The organism is Pleionea sp. CnH1-48 (assembly GCF_024124665.1).
In the GTDB taxonomy this organism is placed as follows: domain Bacteria; phylum Pseudomonadota; class Gammaproteobacteria; order Enterobacterales; family Kangiellaceae; genus JAMXSB01.
In genome coordinates, this window is the sequence record NZ_JAMXSB010000004.1 from 204,712 (window position 1) to 224,930 (window position 20,219).

Below are 20,219 nucleotides of genomic sequence, written 5' to 3' on the forward strand. Positions count from 1 at the left end.
ATCTTATCAAACCAGAACGATATTATTCTCTTTATTATGCTTGCGAACGGTGAGTGTCGCCGTCATTAATGGCTTATCACTTGTAGTCAAATCTGCCATAAGTCGCAACAGACCCAGCGTTCGCCAGGTGGCTGTTTCCATAAACAATCCGGTAAGTGCGTTATTAACAGAGACCATGGTTGCCATCTGCTTATTAATACTATCTGACACTTCTTTTAATGACTCTACCAAAGGGTCATTCTTGAGGTCGCTGATGGTTTTTCCATTCAGTTGTTGCGCGATAAGCCCTAGTTGACGGAAGTCTTCTGACGCCATACGAAATGCATTGGCACAACGATAAATTTGCAGCGTCTGTTTGAGTATATTGCCTAAGGGAGTATTGGCTCCTGCAGAGACGGGTATATCCGGTGTTGAGCCGTTCTTTTTGTTATAAAGCTTAATGGCTCGTTTTACGCGTTTTTTCTTGCCGATTTTACGAATAAACTCTGCTTCGCTGGTTGCCGAACGGAAACTATCGACCATATCGCCGAAAAGCTCGAGATCGTTGGTGTCGCTAAAGCGCGATGCTAAAAAGCTTTCGCAAGCAGTGTTAAAGGCTTCCTCCGGCGTAAGACTGGCAAAATTTTGATAGAAGTGGGGCGGTAAGGTCATACTTAATGACAACTTGGCTGATGTTTTGCTGTTGGCAGCAATGGGTTTATACAAAGACATGGCTCTGGCTGTTGTTCCCTCAGCTAGCAGTTCTTCATCAGCGTCTTCGACACTGTTGAGAAATTCTTTTAACTCTTCAAGTTCAAGATCTTCATCGTCTAAAGATAAGCTAATACCTCCTGTCGTAGGTACATTGGCGGAGGTGATTGATTGGAGAATGTTGCTGGTGCTAAACAGAGACAGTTTTCGCACTTCGCCAAATCCGCCTGCTTCTTCTTCGAGAGTAGAGCTTGCGCTACCGAAAGTGAGTTGACCGGACTCATCGACCTTAACGTCTACCTCTGATATGCGGCGGCTAGCGCTATAAAACTCAAAGCCTGGCAATTTGATACCCAGGCGGAACTGTGTCAGCGTTTTTGACCAATGGGTAAAGGCTCCGTCGATATCATCCAGCTCGGTGCTGCCATCTTTTTGCATCTGCAGGGCTATGCTAAAGGCTTTGCCTACTTGCCCCAACATCATGTAACGATACAGCCGTTCTGCTTCAGCTGATGGTTGTTCAAGGGGGCGTAGGCGAACATTTAATAACGCTGTGTCTTTGGTCCAGGATTGGCGGCTATAGTTAAACTGTGCGGCAAGTTGGAACTCGGCCGCTTTTTCTGCTCCTTTTATTAAGCGCTGTCTTAATTCTTGATATTCACCCACTAATTCTTTGACTTTACTCACGAGCTTTTCGGAATGGCTGTTAATGTCGCTAACAATGTCGTTGCTTTTTACGCCGAGTTTTTCTAGGGGCGCCAACCACTGTTTTATTTTTGCTGGGCTTTGGTTGGCCACAGCGGTGATTCTTTGCTTTATTTTTTCACTCAATTCCTGCTGATATTGATCAAGCCATTCTTCCAACTTGGTGTCTATGCTATCTAATAAGCGCGTTTCGACATCCGCTGGAAGTTCCAATGCTTCGAGCTGCTGAGACACTCGTTGTTGTAAGTGCTCTGCACCACTGTCAAACCATAGAACAAACTCTTTATCTAACGGGGCGAGTTCTTCTTTGATTTGAGCTTGTAGTTGTGTGACTAAAGCATCTAGGTTTTCTTCTCCTACAATCACCTTAAGCAGCGACTTGAGCGTATCATCCTCAACTTCATCATTAATGGCGCTGATTAAGTCATTTTTTATAGAGGTGCCTAGTTGACTCCACTCATCTAATTCTTCTAACCATTTTTCATCATAAGGCAAATAGTGTTCGACCATGGCTTTGCCAAGTTCATCAAGCCCTTTGACTGAGAGGTCGACGCCAAGCGTCAAGCCCGTAGTGCTTTCCTTTGAGCGGTCACTGGTAAGCGAAATACTTAGCAAGTTGTTATCTATTTTTTCAGCGGTGCATAATAAATGCCCAGAGTGCTTCATGGAATAACTGGCGGAAGCTCCCAGCGCCATGGAGGAATCGAGACTGTGTTGATTGTCAGCAACATTAACAAAGCCAGAAGCACTAATGGTTTGGTTAGCGCCTAAGCTGCCAGAGAACTCGAATCCCTTACGGACTTCAGTGCGAATTTGACGCAGCCCATGATAATCCGACGGAATATCAGGCTTTGGTTGTGCCAGTGCTGCCTGACTATGAGTTAAATCAAAGAAGCTTACGCGAGAGTGAGCCAGATTTTGCAAGGAGTCTTTTAAGGCAGAGAAGAGTGGCTGTGTTTCATCATATTGATAAAGATAATCCAGCCCGATATCCAGCTGACCTTTGGCGGAAGCGCCAAAACTAAAAGCACTGATAGCACCTGCCACCGAGGCTCCTGCATGGCTGCTCACATCAATGCCATAGCGTAAACAGCAATCGCTTTCTGGCAAAGTGACATCGAAATCTGTTTGAGTACTTTGCGCGGTATCTACGTCAAATTCCAGACCAGCACTAAAGCCACCTTCGATAGCGACGGGAATGCCTTTTAGTACAGGCTTGCGATCAGCACTTCGAGTAAATGACCAGCTTTGTTGCTGCTTTCCCGTGGCTATAAAGCGTTTAAGAGTCGGTGTGTGCAGCTTTCCGTCGTGGTAGACGATGCCCCAACTTTCTAGTTTTTTCAGTTGCTGAGCAATTTTTTGTTTATAGGCTTCGGCATCGTCGAAAACTTCTTTAATGTCGTCATAAGCTTCTTTGAGTTTTCCTTCAAGTGCTTCAATGGCATCTGCATGGTCATTGATAATGTGAGAGATAATCGACAAGACCTGTTCATCATCAACACCGAAGCTTTTTACTTTTTCTTCTATCAGTTTGACGAGATCCAGATCGGGTATGAGATTCAAATAATCGGTAAGCTTATCGATATTCATAAATACACTCTCCTTAAATGATTACTGCCACTGAACGTTTTTAGTTTAGAGCTAACGCTGGCTGATCAGTTCCTTTACGTCTCGAACGAAGCTTCGTTATATACTCATTGTGAGATAAAAAATAGATTAGACTGTTTTATTCATAATAAACCAAAATAGTGAGCAAGCCATGTCAATCGGATGACAAGGTTGTTGAAGTAGGTTTTTGTCGCTGCTATTCACTTTTTAAAGCACAGTCAACTCTTTAAGTTACGCCGTAATTTTTTGCCGCTAAGTGTATTTGGCTAAATTTATTCTTCTTTACTTATACGGTGTTTATTTTTGCGTTGCGGAACAAGAAGGTCTCTATTCATCTCACTCCGTAATTTTTGTTGGGAATAGTTTTAAGAATCCAAAGCATTATAAATTATTCTTATCAATCCTGAGTAAGGATGGCATGCGACTTGGTGGCCGAGTGCTATACTCAAAATAACTGGTGTTATAACAATAAAGTGATAGAGAGCAATGACTGCTTGGTAGCGCCAGAGCCTTAATAGAGATCGATTTGTTTTAATGGAAGTAACAACTTAAAACTTACCTGAATTTAACGTTGTACTGTGGTTATTTGTCTGAATGCCATAGATTCGCCTATGAGGACAGAAAAATGGGACGTTTATGTCGTAAAGTGAGTCGAGGAATAAAAGAAGCCGCCGAAGCGGGAGCTAATGCAACTAAGCGTGCGTTACGAGAAATCGCAAAAAAAATTCGCGATAAGCAGAAAGAAATCGATGATCTTAGAAAGGCGATAGACGATGTCGACAATGGTAACTTCGACGAAAAAGTAAAGAAGCAAATGAAAAAGGCATTGCAAGAACTTAAAGAGCAAGCCGAGAAAGAACTGGGTGATTTAAGAGAGCAACAACGAAAGTTACGTAAAATACAAAATAATAGTAATGCCAGTTACGACAAGTTAAATGATATTGTTGAGGTGCTAGAGGATAACGATGAACACCTTAAACAATTGAGTTTTGTTGAAGCTAGCATAGAGATAGAAAAAGCAATTGACGAAGCCTTGGTAGGGGCTGAGCCTGATGAAGCGCTTATTGGATTCGATGAAAACTTTGACTTCCGTAAGGTAGATGTTGAATACATTGCGGAGTTGATCAGTGATGAAGGGTTAGAGAATTGGGCAAGGGTTGTTGGTTTACCTGCACCTTCGGAATTTTCTGGCTCTCGTCGAATGGCCGCGCGCATTGTCTATGGAACCGTTGCTCCAGGTTTAGAGGATATGGGGTTTCAGCTCAGTGAGCATCCATGCGATCCGGTGGCTGCTACCATAAGAGAGTTTTATCAAGAGGCTATTGATAAAACCGCTGAACAGTCTGAGGAAACCTTACAAGAGGAACGAGCCTATCAGCTGGCCTCACCCAACCGGTTACAGGAATATGCCTATTTTCAGATGGCACCCGGAAACGACAAAGTCATTGACCCCTGTATCGACGAAGAGACGGCAGAAGAAGAGGCCAAGCTCAAAATTAAAAAAGCCTATCTTGTAGGTAAGCGTGATGCTGAACGTAATAAGATGTTAATTAAAGGTTTATTGGCGGTTTTTGGTCTTGATTTTCTGGTCGAAGATATCGACGGAGACGACAGTTGGGATATCATCATCCAACTGTTGATCGCTGGCCAGTGGTTGTTGGCGGCGGCTAAATTTGCGCGGTTAATCTGGCGCATCGTAAGAACCCCTCGTTTATGGCGACGTCTGGTTCAGCGTTATGGCCGTTTTGGTGCGCTGCGCTTTCTAGCTGGATTAGGTGGTCGATTGGTTCCAGCCGTTTTAGCGGGGCTGATTGCCTATGCCTGGTATGACATCTTTAAAGAATGGAAAAAGAAAAAGGCGGGTTGGGACAAGAAGCTAAAACAACTGTACCAAGACAGCGATGTACCGAATAAAGATGAAATCTTTAAGGCAAATCTGGGTTACATTCCCAATTGACCAATAACGCTCTGTAGAAGCAGGCAGTTTCAATTTAGCCATTGAATTTTTCACTAAGCGGTTGACTAGGGCCTCGTATTTAAGCAAACTACGGGGCCTGGGCAACGACCTGCCCAGAATGTCTCATATTATAAACTTAATAATGATAAGCATTTGCCTCAGGGATTGTGAGCAAATAAAGGAAAATATTTAATTGATCGTAAATAGGGATGGGAGCGCTCATTTTTGGAGTATATTTTAATGAACTCCAACGCTTTGTTACTCTTATATTGATCTGGATAGATTTAAACTCATGACCGTAGAATTACATAATACTCATGTCAATATGGACGGATTACTCGAAGTCCTTGGCAAAAACCTTTATTCATCGCCTGCTGTTGCCGTTAGAGAGTTAGTTCAAAATGCACATGATGCCTGCGTGCGTCGTCAGATTGAGGCTAACTATGAAGGCGACATCAGGATCTCCTTATCAACGGATCCTGGTAAAAATCAGTTAATCATCGAAGACAATGGTTCTGGCTTAACTTACGACGAAGTCGTGCAGTATCTAGCGACTGTTGGTTCTGGATATACACGAGTTTTGCGCAACGAAACACAAACCAGCGATATGATAGGTTACTTTGGACTCGGTTTTTTGTCGGCTTATGTAGTCGCTGATAAAGTCGACGTTTGGACCACTTCTTACCAGACACCGGAGCAGAGCTGGCACTTTTCTAGCTCGGGAGGAAAACGCTTCGCATTAACCGAAGCCAAGCCGCGCGAAGTAGGCACGCGGGTTTGTTTGCAGCTATCTGATAATTTCACTGAGCTCAGTTCGGCGCGCGTTTTATCATCATTGGTTGCCAAATATTGTTGTTTGTTGCCGATTCCAATCTATTTAAAAGGGGATTCCGAACCCTTGAATAACATCAATGTTCCTTGGCGCCTCCCAGAGCATACGTCGTTATTGCAACGTAAAAAAATTAACATGGAATTTGCACAGGTTTTTGAAGAAGTTTTCGAACCCATTTGTACCATTGAGATTCCTGCTAATGACTTAAATGCCAAAGGGGTTATGTGGATACAGGATGCTTCTGGTTTTTCTACCTCAGACTATCGTAATGTATCGGTTTTTATTCGCAACATGCACATTACTCATGAAGGGCGAGAATTGTTACCTTTATGGGCAGGCTTTGCTGGCTGTGTGATTGAAACCGATAAACTGACACCCACAGCAAGTCGTGAAGATCTGCAAAAAGATCAGGTTTACCATCAACTACAGTCGCTATTATCGGATGCCTTGAATGCCGGACTCACACGTATCGCCAACGAAGAGCCGGAAACCTGGCGTCGTGTTCTTTCGCGCCATAATCAGGCATTGTTAGCTGCCGCGGTGGCAGATGACGCTTTGTTTAACGTTTTAAAGCAGGATCTTAAACTGCCAACATCCCGTGGCGAAATGACTATTGGTCAAATCAGTAAACAATGTGGCCAGCGAATTCCCGTGAGGATGGATGACACCAACAGTTATGAAGACGTTTTGTTTCGAGCCAATCATCTGCCCGTCGTTTCGGGATATTTATTTGCAGCCGCGTCTTTTTGTCAGAAATACTCCGATTACCATGGTGTTAAATTAGTTTATCTGGGATCGAAAGAAGGTAATCAACAATTATTTAAAGAGGTTCAAGCATCTCCTGATGTCAAACAGCGGTTGTCTGATCTATTTACCGAAGAGAATGAAGGCTTGAGAATGTGTGAGTTTGAGCCTGATTATATTCCGCTACTTGTGATGGAAGATAAAGAAGCCCGTCTAAAACAAAAGCTCGAGCAAGACGATGCCGACAAGCGTATTGGCGCAGCTGCATTGAGTTTGGCAAAGCTCCACACTCAAAAAATAGATAGCCGTGATTTGCGACTTATTATTGTTAATTTAAACTCGCCCATGATCCAGAGTGTGCTAAACAGTGCAGATAATCAATTAACACAACGTGTTGCTCGCATGTTGCGTTCTTACATGTTGACTATGTGTGCCAACGTTTCTGATGATATCGACTTTAGTCAGGAGCTGCGTCAGTTTATTAGTGGGTTAGAAAGTTTTTTAGAGGTTAATTAGTATGGATATTTGGAGCTGGGTATACCGGGCAGAAGAAGAGCTGCGAGAGTCAGGACAAGAGCGTCTGGCTGATATTATGGATAAAATTTCTACTTACACCTGCGATGATGAGCATGACAAGGTGGATGCTATTTACCCCGAAGGTTTGGCGTTGGCTAAAAAGCACCCGAACAAATGGATCGAGGTTTTTTTACGACACTGGTATTTACAAAGTCAGGTCTTGCATCGATACAACGCGAAGGGGGCACTCAATGATGCCGTTGAATTATTAGAGTTGTCCCATCGCGAAGAGACAAAAGAATGTCCACAAAGTATTTGTGCGGTTCAGGATTTATCGAATTGTTATTCGATAAAAGATGGACCGGGATTTGCGCCAGAAGTGATGTCGGTGTGTGAAGAGACGCTGGCAAAAATCGATGTTAACTGGCCTTGTTATGAGTGTATCAATTCTGAGTATGTCGAAGGACTTATGAACAATGGAGATTATCAACAAGCGCTAGACAGAATCAAACGCGTTCAAGAAGACAGTTTTGTTGCTAACAATCAAAACCGAAAGTCTATCTTACCATTATCAGAATTTTCTGCACTTTATGGACTTGGCCGTTTTGAAGACGCCGAGAAGGTGGCCAGAGAATCTGTAAATCATGGGGGCGGCGAGAGCTTTTTAAGAAGTAAGCAGGCTAATATTGCCTTAGCTTTAGTCAGACAACAAAAGTATCAAGAAGCCATTGATGCCAGCTTACCTTACTCTGAAGTTCTTACCGCGCAAGAGCATTACTATGATTGGTGTGAACTGCAATACTATTTGGCCCAAGGTATACCAGAGCGTAACACTCAGGAGTTAAATGCCTGCTTCAACGAGCTGATCGAAAAGCTTATTCATAACGGAGCCATTCGTAAAAGCATTATGCTGAAGCACTGGCAGGCCGAATTAGCTTTGCTGCGAGAGGATTTATTTACGGTTAATGTGTGTCTTCAAGCCTTGGAGCAACTCATCCCTGAACTTCATCGTGATCTGGGCGCTACCGAGAACTTAGAGAAGCTTAAGTCAGAATATGAACAAAAGCTTGAGACTTATCGTGCAGAAGCGGATGTGTCGCAACTCAGTGAGCTGGATAATGATGCCTTATTAGACTGTCCCTTATTGCTATTGCAAGAAGCTTATAAAGTCCACCAATCTCACCAAATCGGCAATGCCTACGGTGAAAAACTATGCGACAGTGGTTATTCAGAGCAAGGGCTTGAAGTGTTTCAACATATTCTGGATAAGGAGCTTGATGTACCTGAGGTGTTGCTCAACTACGGCCATTACTTGTTAGTGGATCAGCAAACGGCAGAGTTTGATCGGTTCTTTGTAGAAGGTAACTTTGAACACTGTAGTCAGAATAGTCAAAATCGTGTGAACTGGATAGTGGCTTGTCGATACAAAAACGCTGAGCCTGCATTAGCTTTCGAGCGCACGACTGTCTTATTACAACAGATGCCTGACTCCATAGGGTTTTTGCGTCTGGCAGCAAAGCTAGCGCTGTCATTACAAAAATACGATACGGCGATTGCTTATTACAATCATCTGATCGAACTTGAGCCTGAGCAACGTGACTGGCATTTTGATCGCATGGTTGTAGCGACTTTGGCGCAGGAATGGGAATTGGTCAGAGCATCATGTCAGATCTTGGAAATCGAATTGTCGACAGACAGTGGACCTATTGATGAAGACTTTGGCAGGATCCGTGTTCGCGTCAAACAAGAAAACAATGAGCCTGCGATTGTATTAGCACAACGAACCGGACCTGTGAGTGCTCGAGTCATCGAAATTCGTCGGTTAGGTGAAGAACAGTTTTTTGACGCTGAGCTGGTATTTGATGCCGAAGCCTTGAACCGTTTGGATCATGAAGATGCAGAAGGCTACCGTTGCGACAGTGAGGGCTACTACACCTTATTGTTTGACGCGATAGAAGTAGTAAACAACCCCGAGCATTTTTATTTTGCTATCGACGGAGTGCATCCTGGTGAAACACAATGGCAGCAACTGTGCGAACAATTAATCGCTTTGGGGGCTGTCGTGAGTCAGCGCAATAGTGATGAATACGAAGTGTTTGACGAAGAGAGCGAAAAAGAGCTAGCCGGTATTTATGCTTATGTTCTGCTTCCATATACCTCGGATTTAGCCGTCGTAGAGCAAACCTTGTCATCTGTTACTGCGGATTTCGAGCATCCATTGATTTGGCCAATGTTGCTAGAAAAGCTAAGAGATCAAGAAGGATTGGAGCGACACGCTGCGATTGAGCAAAGATATAATCTTTAAAATAAGTAAACAGTCATAGCCTACATGGTCGAAGCCTATTCATTGATGAAGATCATTGAATAGGCTTTTTTATATTTTTCTATAAGCTTAATAAACCACCTATCAAGGCACAGCTTATTACTACAAGCCAGGGTGGTTGTTTCCATTGAGTCAGCGCTACAAATGCAATCAGACAAAAGGCAAAGTCTTGAGCGTTAAAAATAGCACTGGTGATCACAGGCTGATAAAGAGCGGCTAATAATAACCCAACAACGGCCGCATTGACCGCTGCCAACGCCGCCTGAACTTTACTATGTCGGCGCAGGTTTTCCCAAAATGGAAGGGCCGCAAAAACTAAAAGAAACGAAGGAATAAACATGGCCAGCAAACAAACCAGACTACCAAGCCAACCACCCGCTTCACCTGGGAGTGAGGCTCCGATAAAAGAGGCAAAAGTAAATAACGGCCCCGGAACAGCTTGAGTGGCACCGTATCCGGCCAAAAAGGTTTCTTTGTCGATCATGCCTGTATTAACCAGCTCAGTTTGTAGTAATGGCAACACCACATGCCCGCCACCAAATACCAGAGAACCTGATCGATAAAACGAATCAAATGCGCTGAGTGTTGTTGAAGGAAACCACTGTGCAGCCAGTGGCAAGCCAAACAATAAAACAACAAATACAGTTAAAAAGAACAAGGCAGCACGATTGGAGATAGCAATGTTTAGTGGTGATACCTGATTTTGTTGGGGTTGTTTAAAAAACAACAGGCCTATAACGGCTGCCCCTATCAAAATTAATAGCTGGACACTGATCCCCGGTATTATCAGCAAAATGCTGCAACTGGCCGCCATCAAGGTAACCTTTAAGCCATCGGTGCAAAAGCTTTTGGCCATGCCCCATACTGCCTGAGCGACGACAGCAGCAGCAACAATTTTTAAACCATGCAGGGCACCTGTGGTAACCGCATTATCATAATAAGACAAGCCCAGCGCAAAGAGTGTTAATAAGAGTGCAGAGGGGAGCGTAAAACCTAGCCAGGCAGCAAGGGAGCCCAAATATCCACCACGAGATAAACCAATGCCAATACCCACCTGACTGCTCGCAGGGCCCGGCAAAAACTGGCACAAAGCCACAAGATCGGTGTATGCCTTGTCATCAAACCAATGTCGACGTTCGACAAACTCTGTACGGAAATACCCTAGATGAGCGACTGGTCCGCCAAAGGATGTGAGTCCAAGGCGAAGGAAAATAAGAAATAAAGAGAAAAAGCCTTCTTTCTGCTGTGGAGTGTCGTGGGATATTTGCATGGTGCTACAACGAAAATTTGCTATGTAGGAGCGGAGCATATCGAAGAAGATCCTATTTGCAAAGCTGCGTCATATAAATGTCATAAAAAAATAACTCAAGAAGTAATTTGAAAGCAGAAAAGAAACCTGACCAACTACTCAAATGGTTATAATAGAAGTAGAACAAAATCAACAGGCTACGTTATGGATAAAATTTGTCTTGCTGTACTATTATCGAGCTCTTTGTTGCTTGGATCTCCTTATATCGCTGCGAATGAACAAGAAGAGCCTTGGTTTAGTTTAACCTTGGACAATGATATTTTTGTCGGCTCTGATGGCGGTTATACCAACGGCATTTATGCATCATGGTTTGACGTTTTTGAGGAGAGTGAACGACTCAGTTCGCCAATGCCCTGGTATTTTTGGATGCAACAGAAATCGATGGATACCAAGCAATTCAATACACTGGTTGAGATCCATAATGTTGGGCAGACGATGGTAACGCCCTCGGATATTTCAGCGGTGCCACCACCTCAAGATGATCTACCTTATGCTGGCTTTTTGTTCTGGCAGGGCAGCTTGATTGCTATTCGTCCTGATTATTCCGATATATCTACCCTCATGCTCGGGGTCGTTGGGCCTATTTCCGGGGCGGAGTTAACACAGCGGTTGGTACACGAAATTACTGGATCAGAAACGCCTCAGGGTTGGGATTATCAGTTAAAAAATGAGCCGATTGTCAATTTGAGCCGTGCACGGTTTTGGCGGCTATTGCATTCAGACAGCCACTCGATGGAGTTGGACATGGTCGGCGGCCTGGAAGGCGCTTTAGGTAACTTTGACTCTCATGTTGAGGTGAGCGGCTTTTTGCGCTGGGGCCAACAATTAGAGAGTTCTTATCCTACTGTCGCGCTCGTGGGCAATCGAGAAGCGAATCCTATGGCGCATTCAGGTGGATATTTTGTCTATGTTGGTGCTGGAGTCGGTTATGTTTTTAACAACCTGTTTATCGATGGTAACTATTTGCGCGATAGCCCCGGTATCGAGCTAGAACATGAGCGCAATTTTTTAGCGGTTGGAGCGGCGTTTTCTGGAGAGGAGTGGGGTATCAGTATTAACTATGTTGATTTTGGCAGCTTCTCTAGCGACTCTGGAGGCCAACAGCGGTTTGGTTCTTTTTCATTCTTATGGCGCTTATAGTCATAGATAAGTCAGTTTGTCAGCCAAGCTGTCAACGGATCAAGGGAACATGCGTTAAATACTAGAAATGAATAAGTCACGAGTTTGACAAATGATCCGATTGAAGCTATTGGTTGTAATCCTTGTCGCCAGTTTGTTATCTGCCTGTGTAGTGAAGCCTGTAGGCCATCGCCATAAAAAAGTGAAGGTCGGTGTAAAAACCGTTGCTGTACTGGATGCTGAACACCGTCATCATAATGTTACTGTCATTTATAAACGACCTGCGCACTCTCGAAAATGTTGGGCACACAAAAACCATTGGCATTGTCATCGTTAAGGTTTGTTTGCCGTATAGTTCTATTGTTTATGACAGAGAAGTGAAAGTTTTATAAAAGCGTTTTCACTTTTCTGACATCTGGTTGTTATATCCATCGGACATCTTTGCATCGTTCTTCAGAAATTCAAAAAGGAGATGCAAGATGAACAAAAAAGGGCTTGGCCTTATTGTCGCTGCTGCTTTAAGTTTAACTGCGTGCGATGACGACGTTAATAATTACGATGCCGAAATTGCCGATCTTAACAATCAGATTGGCGATTTAAATGATCAGTTGAATGACTATAAAGCGATTGATCTCACAATCCTTCACATGAACGACCATCACTCCCATCTTGCTGCTGACGATTTCGATTTTGATACATCGACGTTGAGCCTGAATGCAAAAGACGCTAATGATGCTGCCATCAACGAAGTTGAAGTAACCTATGGTGGCTTTCCCATGATGGTGAGTTTGTTTGATACCCTTGCATCACAATCAAAGAATGTGTTGAAAATTCATGCTGGCGATGCCATCACTGGAACCCTTTACTACACCTTATTTAAAGGTGCAGCCGATGCTGCCATGATGAATCAGATTTGCTTCGACGTTTTTGCGTTAGGTAACCATGAATTTGATGGCGGCGATTTGCAGCTGGCGAATTTTATCGATAGCCTCAATGCGAGCGCCTGTAACACGCCAACGATAGCTGCAAACGTTGTTCCTGGTGCGACTTCTGCACTGGCAAGTGGATATATTAAGCCTTTTGTGATTAAAGAAGTGGATGGCGAAAAAGTCGGCATTATTGGTATCGACATTGCTGGTAAAACCATGAATTCTTCGAATCCAGACAATGGCACACAGTTTCTTGATGAGATCACCACTGCACAGAACAACATCGATTTACTTCGTGAAGGCGGTGTGAACAAAATTATTCTTGTGACTCACTATCAATACGAAAATGATTTGGCTATGGCTGCTGCACTGGATGGGGTTGATGTGATTGTCGGGGGCGATTCTCACAGTTTGTTAGGTGGCAGCACCTTTACTGAATTAGGCTTTAACACTGTGGGTGATTATCCTACGGTGGTCACTGATTCCAAAGGCAAAACTGTATGTGTAGTACAAGCATGGGAGTATGCTCATGTGATGGGCAAACTGGAAGTGAGCTTTGATGCTAAAGGTGATGTAACATCTTGTGGTGGCCATCCTTATATTCCAGTATCTGACCGCTTTGTTTATGAGCACGCTGATGGAGATAAGCGTGAGTTGGGTAGTGATGACCAGTTTTTGGTGACTCAAAAATTAACGGCTTATGATGAGGTTGTGGTCACTACGCCTGATGCAACAACTGCTGCGATGCTGAGCGAATATGATGCGCAGGTATCTGTGTTAGAACAAAGCGTTATTGGTAGCGTCAATCAGGATCTTTGTCTGGAGCGTTTCCCCGGTCAAGGTCGTTCTACTCTATGTGATGTAAGCAACACTTATGCAACAGGCAGTGATATTTCTAACATTGTTGCTAAAGCATTTTTGACCATCACACCGACTGCGGATATTGCCATTCAAAATGGTGGCGGTGTACGCACAGATATTGGTGCTGGCGACTTCACTATTGGAGATGCTTATACCTTATTACCATTCTCTAATACGCTGGTTACTTTAGAGATGACAGGCCAACAAATTATCAATGTATTAGAAGAAGCATTGGCTAACACACTTGATAATAATGGATCGTCAGGTTCTTATCCTTATGCATCCGGTCTACGTTATCATGTTGATGCATCGCAAGCGAAAGGAAGTCGTATTTCTCAAGTAGAAGTTAATCCTCGTGTTGCGGGGAACTGGACGGCCATTGACATTAATACGACTTACACCGTGGTGACCAACAGTTTCATAGCGTCAGGACGAGATGGTTATTTAACATTTGCTGTACCTTTTGAAGCGGGCAACTACGAAGATACTTTCACTGAATATGCTCAGGCATTTGTTGATTATGTCGAGTCGCTGACTAAGCAAGGTTTGGGGATTGATAAATTACCTGCTGCGGAATACAGCACCCAGAACTACATCGGTCGCGATGGATGTGATCACGGTAGTTCGTCTTCTTGTACGGGTTATTGATTTGATACAGCAGTGGCCAGAAATCTGGCCACTTTTTATCTATTCTGTCTTTTCTAATTCATCACTATTTATACCTTCTTCGCAATACTCATTTTGCGTCTAATATTTCTCGCAGACAAACTTGTTAAAACATGACACACTTAAGTCATGACAAATAAAAAATAACAAATGAATGTCTACCCAAATTCCTGAAAATGCCGTCTGGAAGTTCTTTGATAGTGCTAATCCTTCTGGTGATGCATTGCACTTTTATCATGCCAATGGTTTTACTGCGGGTGTGTATACGCCTTTGCTGGAGCAGTTGGCCGATCAATATCAGGTCAGTGCCTTGAATTTTCGTGCTACCTGGCCAGACATAGGTGCTCCTGGTCGGGGGATCAATTGGCAATCTTATGCTGACGATCTGATTGCATTCATAGAGACTCATTATCAAGACCCAATCATTGGCGTCGGCCATTCTATGGGGGCGGCCTGTACGGTGCTGGCCGCTCACAAACGACCAGAGCTTTTTAAAAGCCTCGTTTTAATTGAGCCTGCAATGGTGTCTCGTCGCTTGGCACTGTTATTAAAAATAATGCCCAGCGCTATCGTTAAAGCATTGGAACCAACCCGTGGAACTTTAAATAAGCGTGATCAATGGCCAGATAAAGCAGCCTACATTGACCATAGTAAAAAGTTTCGTGGCAACAGACGGTTTGCTGAAGAAACCTTTCTGGCCATGGGAGAGAGCAATATTTATCCAACGTCAGAGCAAAACTGGCGGTTAGCTTATCCAAAAGTTTGGGAAGCTCATAATTACACCACCGCTCCTAATATCATGAAGCCTCTAACTCAGCTTAAAATGCCCTGTGTTGGGATTCGTGGCAAACCATCCATCTTTTTCTCCGATGCCGTGTGGCAGCAATGGCGCAAGCAAAGCCCGCACCATCACTTTTTTGAGAATCTGGATTATGGCCATCTATTCCCCTTGGAAAATCCCAAGAGTTGCTATCAGTTGATTCAAAAAGGGTTGAGTCTTTTAGCACAGAGTTGACGGTTAAATTATTCGATTTGCTGAGATTTGATGTCTTATTGGTGTCTACAGTATATTGGGATTTGAAATATTCACTTTGAGTGGTAGCTGTATCTTGTTGTTATTTAAGGTGATTTTAATGAGGTTTTAGGGTGTGGACTGGGCAGTTTGTGTCTATACTAAAGTAACAGTCCGGTGAGCTTGTTAACGAAAAGATAGGAATAGAGAATCTGTCAGTGCAAAACAGTCTGTCTTCCATTCATACAATAATCAGAGCGTGCATCAGCGGGTGGCTGTTAATTCTGATTCCTGTGCTGTCTTTCGCCGATAACAAAGCCCTTTATTTTGAGCATTATTCTCTTCAGGATGGATTATCACAACACTCGATAACAGCGATGCTGAAAGATCAACGTGGCTTTCTTTGGTTAGGTACGCAGAGTGGTTTAAATCGATTTGATGGCTATCGTTTTCAGCAGTTTCACTATGAACCAAACAAGTCAGGCGCACTTAATGATGGTTTTATCTGGGCTTTGTATGAAGACAGGGACGGCCATATATGGATAGGCACCTCTAACGGCGGTCTTAATCGTTACGATCCCAGTAGAGCGTCTTTCGAATCTTTTGTTGTTGATCCCAATAATCCTCATAGCATTTCGTCAAATACGGTGGTTGATATCGTAGAAGACAAATATGGTTACCTATGGCTGGCGACTGCCAAAGGACTCAATCGCTTAGACAAAAATACCTTGCACTTTAAATCGTATCAACATGATCCCAATGACGAAACTACCATCAGTAGTAACAATCTGACTAAACTCATGTTCGATCATCAGGGGGTTTTATGGATTGGGACGGGGTCTGCCAGATTAAGACCCGCGCAAAAAGGAGGGCTCAATCGGTTTGACCCCAAAACGGAAACCTTTGTTCGTTTTATTCATGACCCAGACAGCAGTCAGTCAATTAGTAACGATAATATTGTTAGTTTGGCGCAGGACAATGAGCGCAATATATGGGTTGGTACTTTTTCTGGCGAATTAAATCTTATTGAGCCTAACAGTTTACAAGTCGAGCGAGATCCTATCGGCAAACTCCCTCAAAGTAGCGGAGTTAATTCATTATTTATCGATAAAGACAATCGACTGTGGGCCGCGGTTACCGACGTTGGTTTACTAGAAGCCGATCTGGTGAATCGAAGTTATTATGTTCATCAACATGATCGTGGTAATCCTCATAGTTTAAGCGAGAATGAAATTCATGTGTTGTTAGGCGAAGACAGTGGTGTCTTCTGGGTGGGTACCTGGAGCTCCGGCGTCAGCAAGTTTTCTCTGCTTAATCGCCGCTTTAGTACTTACGGCGGCTCGCAAGTGAGTAGTTTAGGTGTGACTGGGGAGTCCATTCTTAGTATTGCGGTGAGCAGTGATGAGATGTGGTTAGCGGCTTGGGAAAAAGGTTTACAAAGAGTCGATCTGCGGCGCAGAAAAACCTTTGTATATACTCATAGTCCTACCGATACGAGATCGGTGAGTGACTATATTGTGCGCTTGGTGTTTATGGATTCCAAAAATAATCTATGGATAGGTACGCGCAATGGCGGGCTCAATCGATATGATCGCGAAACCGACGATTTTAGTCGCTACCTGCATGATCCAGAAGACGACACCAGTATAAGCCACAACCATGTTACGGCAATGGTTGAAGATTTAAGTGGAAACTTATGGATAGGTACACGCGGTGGTGGTCTAAATCATTTTGATCCAGAGACGGGCGTTTTTACTCATTATCTGCCATTGGAAGGAGAAGATAAAAGCAGTATTTCCAGTGACTCTATCTCCGGATTGTTTGTTGACCGAGAAAATAATTTATGGATAGCAACCAAAGAGGGCTTGAATCGTCTAAGTGCTGAAGATCAGCAGTTTTACTGGTATCAGGCATCGGACGAACCTGACTCACTGAGCAGTAACTCTGTCACTACTATTTATCAGGATGAGCAAGACACTATTTGGGTGGGCACGCAAAATGGTGGACTCAATAAAGCGATATGGTACGGAGAGAACCTTAAGTTTGAGCATATTATGATCGCTGACGGGATGGCTTCTAATTCTGTTGGTATTATTTTGGGCGACAGAGACAACAATCTTTGGTTAAGTACGACTCATGGTATTACACGCTTTGATCCGACAAGCAAAAAATTGAAAAATTTTTATCACAAGGATGGCACAGTACGAGGTGGCTACTATGTTAACAGTGGCACGGTAGGAAAAGATGGCAAACTGTATTTTGGGGGTATTGAAGGGGGAACGGTCATTCAGCCTCGGGAGTTTTCTGGTTCAAATGCAATCCCGGAGCTCGCTATAACGGATTTTTTATTGTTTAACAAATCCGTGGCACCGCAAACTCGTGATCCTGATTCGCCGTTGGAGTATCCGATATTGGCAACCTCCAGAATTGAATTAGATTACACGCAATCGGTGTTTGGGTTCGAATTGGCTGTACTCGACTTTAGAGATCCTGTCGCGAATCAATATGCTTATAAACTCGAAGGGTTCGATGAGCAATGGATTACTACCTCCGCTGATAAACGTTTTGCAACCTACACTAATATTCCCCCGGGTTCTTATACCTTTCGTTTTCGCGGTAGCAACAACGAAGGCGTGTGGAATGAAGAAGGGGTTAGTATTCGTATAAAAATAAATCCAGCGCCCTGGTTCAGCTGGTGGGCATTTTTACTTTACGTAAGTGCTGCTTTTGGCATCATTCTGACCTTTAGCTTCCAGCGGTTGGCACAACTCAGGCAAAGTCGAGAAGCACAACAAGAGATTGCAGAGAGTGAGCAGCGCCTTAAACTCGCTTTGTGGGGCAGTGGCGAAGAGCTGTGGGATTGGAACATGATCGCTGGCAAAGTGTATCGTACCAATCGACTTAGCAAAGTGCGGCTCCCCGATACGATATCTACCAGTGTACAAAATGGCGGAGAGTCACCCATTCATCCCAAAGACTTTCCACGTACACAAGACGCCATAAAAAATTATCTGGATGGAAAAACCGAGCATTATGAAGTCGCATACCGAGTGAAAGATGTGAATGGCGAGTGGCGTTGGGTATTAGACCGAGGTCGTATTGTCGAAAGAAATGATATTGGCAAGCCAACTCGAATGACCGGTATGCTTAAAGACATTAATGACGTTAAATCAACTGAAGAGCAACTAAGACTGATCGCTACGGCTTTCGAAAACACGTCAGATGCTATCTGGATCGCTGACAAAGAATATCATATTGAATTCGTTAACAAGTCTTTTTACACCATCACCGGGTTTGAAGCGAAAGAGGTCATTGGCAGGCGTTTACGCCTGTTGAGTTCTAATGATGAGCCCGAAGAAATGGAAGAGCGCATCAGAGCCGAGCTTATTCAATTTGGACAGTGGCAGGGTGAAATTTTAGAGCGTCGTAAAAACGGAGAACTCTATCCCGCCGAACTCAGTATCGATTGCATTCGTGATGAAGATGGTCTAGTCACTCATTATGTTGGCGTTTTTTCTGATATTACTTTCCGTAAGCGCTCAGAAGACGAATTGCGTCGAATGGCAAACTACGACACTTTAACCAAATTACCTAATCGAAGCTTGTTTTATGACCGCGTTAATCATGCCATAGAACGAATGAGCCGAAAAAATAATGGCTTAGCATTGTTCTTTATGGATATTGATCAGTTCAAAAAAATTAACGACTCTTTGGGTCATCAGATAGGTGACCAATTGCTGTGTGGCGTTGGTGAAAGGCTAACACACTTCCTTAAAAGCGAAGATACTGTCTCTCGGTTTGGCGGTGATGAGTTTTGTATCTTGATCGAGCAGGTGGACTCATCGGCAACAGCGGCAAAGATATCGAAGCGACTGATTGATGCGTTCCAGAAGCCTTTTTCTATCGAAGGTTTTTCTATGGTGGTAACGCCCAGTATTGGTGTTGTGTTGTATCCCGCCGACGGCACGGAGGTTGAAACGCTTATTAAAAATGCTGACACGGCCATGTATCAAGCGAAGAATAAAGGCAGAAACACTTTTGAGTTCTTTGCCGATGAAATGAATCGCAACGCTAAACTGCGATTAGAGCTGGAATCAGAAATTCGCACAGCATTAAACAGCGACGAATTTGAAGTCTATTATCAGCCCAAAGTGAATATACTCAGTGGCGACATTGTCAGTATGGAAGCCTTAGTAAGGTGGAACAGTCCTAAGCGTGGTATGGTGAGTCCGGGGCAATTTATTCCTATTGCAGAAGAGAGCGGATTGATCATTGAGCTAGGTAAAATTGTTCTAAAGAAAGCTTGCCATGATGTTGCCGAGTGGATCGAGCGAGGCCTCTTTGATAAAAGAGTGGCTGTTAATTTATCGGTTATTCAATTTCGTCAGCATGGACACATTATCGAGACAGTGCAACAAACACTCGAAGAGTCAAAAATAACAGCGGATCATCTAGAGCTGGAAATTACCGAAGGCATGGTAATGGAAGATGTTGATAATGCTATTCACCTTATGCATCAACTTAGCAACCTGAAAGTTCATATATCCATCGATGATTTTGGTACCGGCTATTCGAGTTTATATTACTTAAAGAAGTTTCCTGTTAATACGCTCAAGATTGATCGAGTCTTTATTTTGGATCTGGAACACAACCAGCAGGATGCGCGTATTGTCAGCTCTATTATTAACTTGGCACATAGTATGGGGCTGAAGGTTGTCGCGGAAGGTGTTGAAACCATCGAACAACTTAAGATTTTACGTTTTCATGGATGTGACGAAATTCAGGGGTATTTATTCAGTCGTCCCTTAAGTAAGGAGCAATTTGAGGATATGCTGGTTAATAATACTCAGTTGGAAGATGTGATATAGATTAACACTTAATCGTTCTTTATTACGTAATCTCTATTTCAAAGGTACGTCTATTGGTGTTTGATTTTTATCCAGTTTGA

At 43.5% G+C, this 20,219-nt stretch carries 10 protein-coding genes; 8 read left to right on the forward strand and 2 right to left on the reverse strand.

Annotated elements, in window-relative coordinates; all coding sequences use genetic code 11:
• Positions 1–6: 6 nt before the first annotated feature.
• On the reverse strand, positions 7–2,985 hold the full coding sequence (locus NH399_RS08230) for a hypothetical protein (protein ID WP_253038671.1): 2,979 nt from the start codon (positions 2,983–2,985) through the stop codon (positions 7–9).
• Positions 2,986–3,628: 643 nt separating this feature from the next.
• On the opposite strand from NH399_RS08230, the gene NH399_RS08235 reads away from it, so the two are divergent.
• The 3 genes from NH399_RS08235 (at position 3,629) to NH399_RS08245 (ending at position 9,357) form a co-directional block, all read left to right on the forward strand.
• Positions 3,629–4,960 (forward strand): hypothetical protein, encoded by a 1,332-nt coding sequence (locus NH399_RS08235; RefSeq protein ID WP_253038673.1) that lies wholly within the window; start codon positions 3,629–3,631, stop codon positions 4,958–4,960.
• A gap of 292 nt (positions 4,961–5,252) precedes the next feature.
• Positions 5,253–7,052: an ATP-binding protein gene (locus tag NH399_RS08240; RefSeq protein ID WP_253038683.1), complete on the forward strand. Its 1,800-nt coding sequence runs from the start codon at positions 5,253–5,255 to the stop codon at positions 7,050–7,052.
• 1 nt (position 7,053) lies between these two features.
• A complete protein-coding gene (locus tag NH399_RS08245) occupies positions 7,054–9,357 on the forward strand; it encodes a hypothetical protein (protein WP_253038685.1) in 2,304 nt (767 codons plus the stop codon).
• A 79-nt stretch (positions 9,358–9,436) separates the two neighbouring features.
• On the opposite strand, the gene chrA is transcribed toward NH399_RS08245, so the two are convergent.
• Positions 9,437–10,645: a chromate efflux transporter gene (gene chrA / locus NH399_RS08250; RefSeq protein ID WP_253039044.1), complete on the reverse strand. Its 1,209-nt coding sequence runs from the start codon at positions 10,643–10,645 to the stop codon at positions 9,437–9,439.
• 183 nt (positions 10,646–10,828) lie between these two features.
• Between chrA and NH399_RS08255 the strand changes: the two genes are divergently transcribed.
• The 5 genes from NH399_RS08255 (at position 10,829) to NH399_RS08275 (ending at position 20,139) form a co-directional block, all read left to right on the forward strand.
• Positions 10,829–11,824 (forward strand): lipid A deacylase LpxR family protein, encoded by a 996-nt coding sequence (locus NH399_RS08255; protein WP_253038687.1) that lies wholly within the window; start codon positions 10,829–10,831, stop codon positions 11,822–11,824.
• Between the two features lie 91 nt (positions 11,825–11,915).
• On the forward strand, positions 11,916–12,140 hold the full coding sequence (locus NH399_RS08260; protein WP_253038689.1) for a hypothetical protein: 225 nt from the start codon (positions 11,916–11,918) through the stop codon (positions 12,138–12,140).
• Between the two features lie 142 nt (positions 12,141–12,282).
• The gene (locus tag NH399_RS08265; RefSeq protein WP_253038696.1) at positions 12,283–14,241 is read left to right on the forward strand and encodes a bifunctional UDP-sugar hydrolase/5'-nucleotidase; all 1,959 of its coding nucleotides are present in this window, start codon (positions 12,283–12,285) and stop codon (positions 14,239–14,241) included.
• A 172-nt stretch (positions 14,242–14,413) separates the two neighbouring features.
• Entirely contained in the window at positions 14,414–15,274 is an 861-nt protein-coding gene (locus tag NH399_RS08270; protein WP_253038698.1) for an alpha/beta fold hydrolase, read from the forward strand.
• A gap of 215 nt (positions 15,275–15,489) precedes the next feature.
• Entirely contained in the window at positions 15,490–20,139 is a 4,650-nt protein-coding gene (locus tag NH399_RS08275; protein ID WP_253038700.1) for an EAL domain-containing protein, read from the forward strand.
• Positions 20,140–20,219 lie beyond the last annotated feature (80 nt).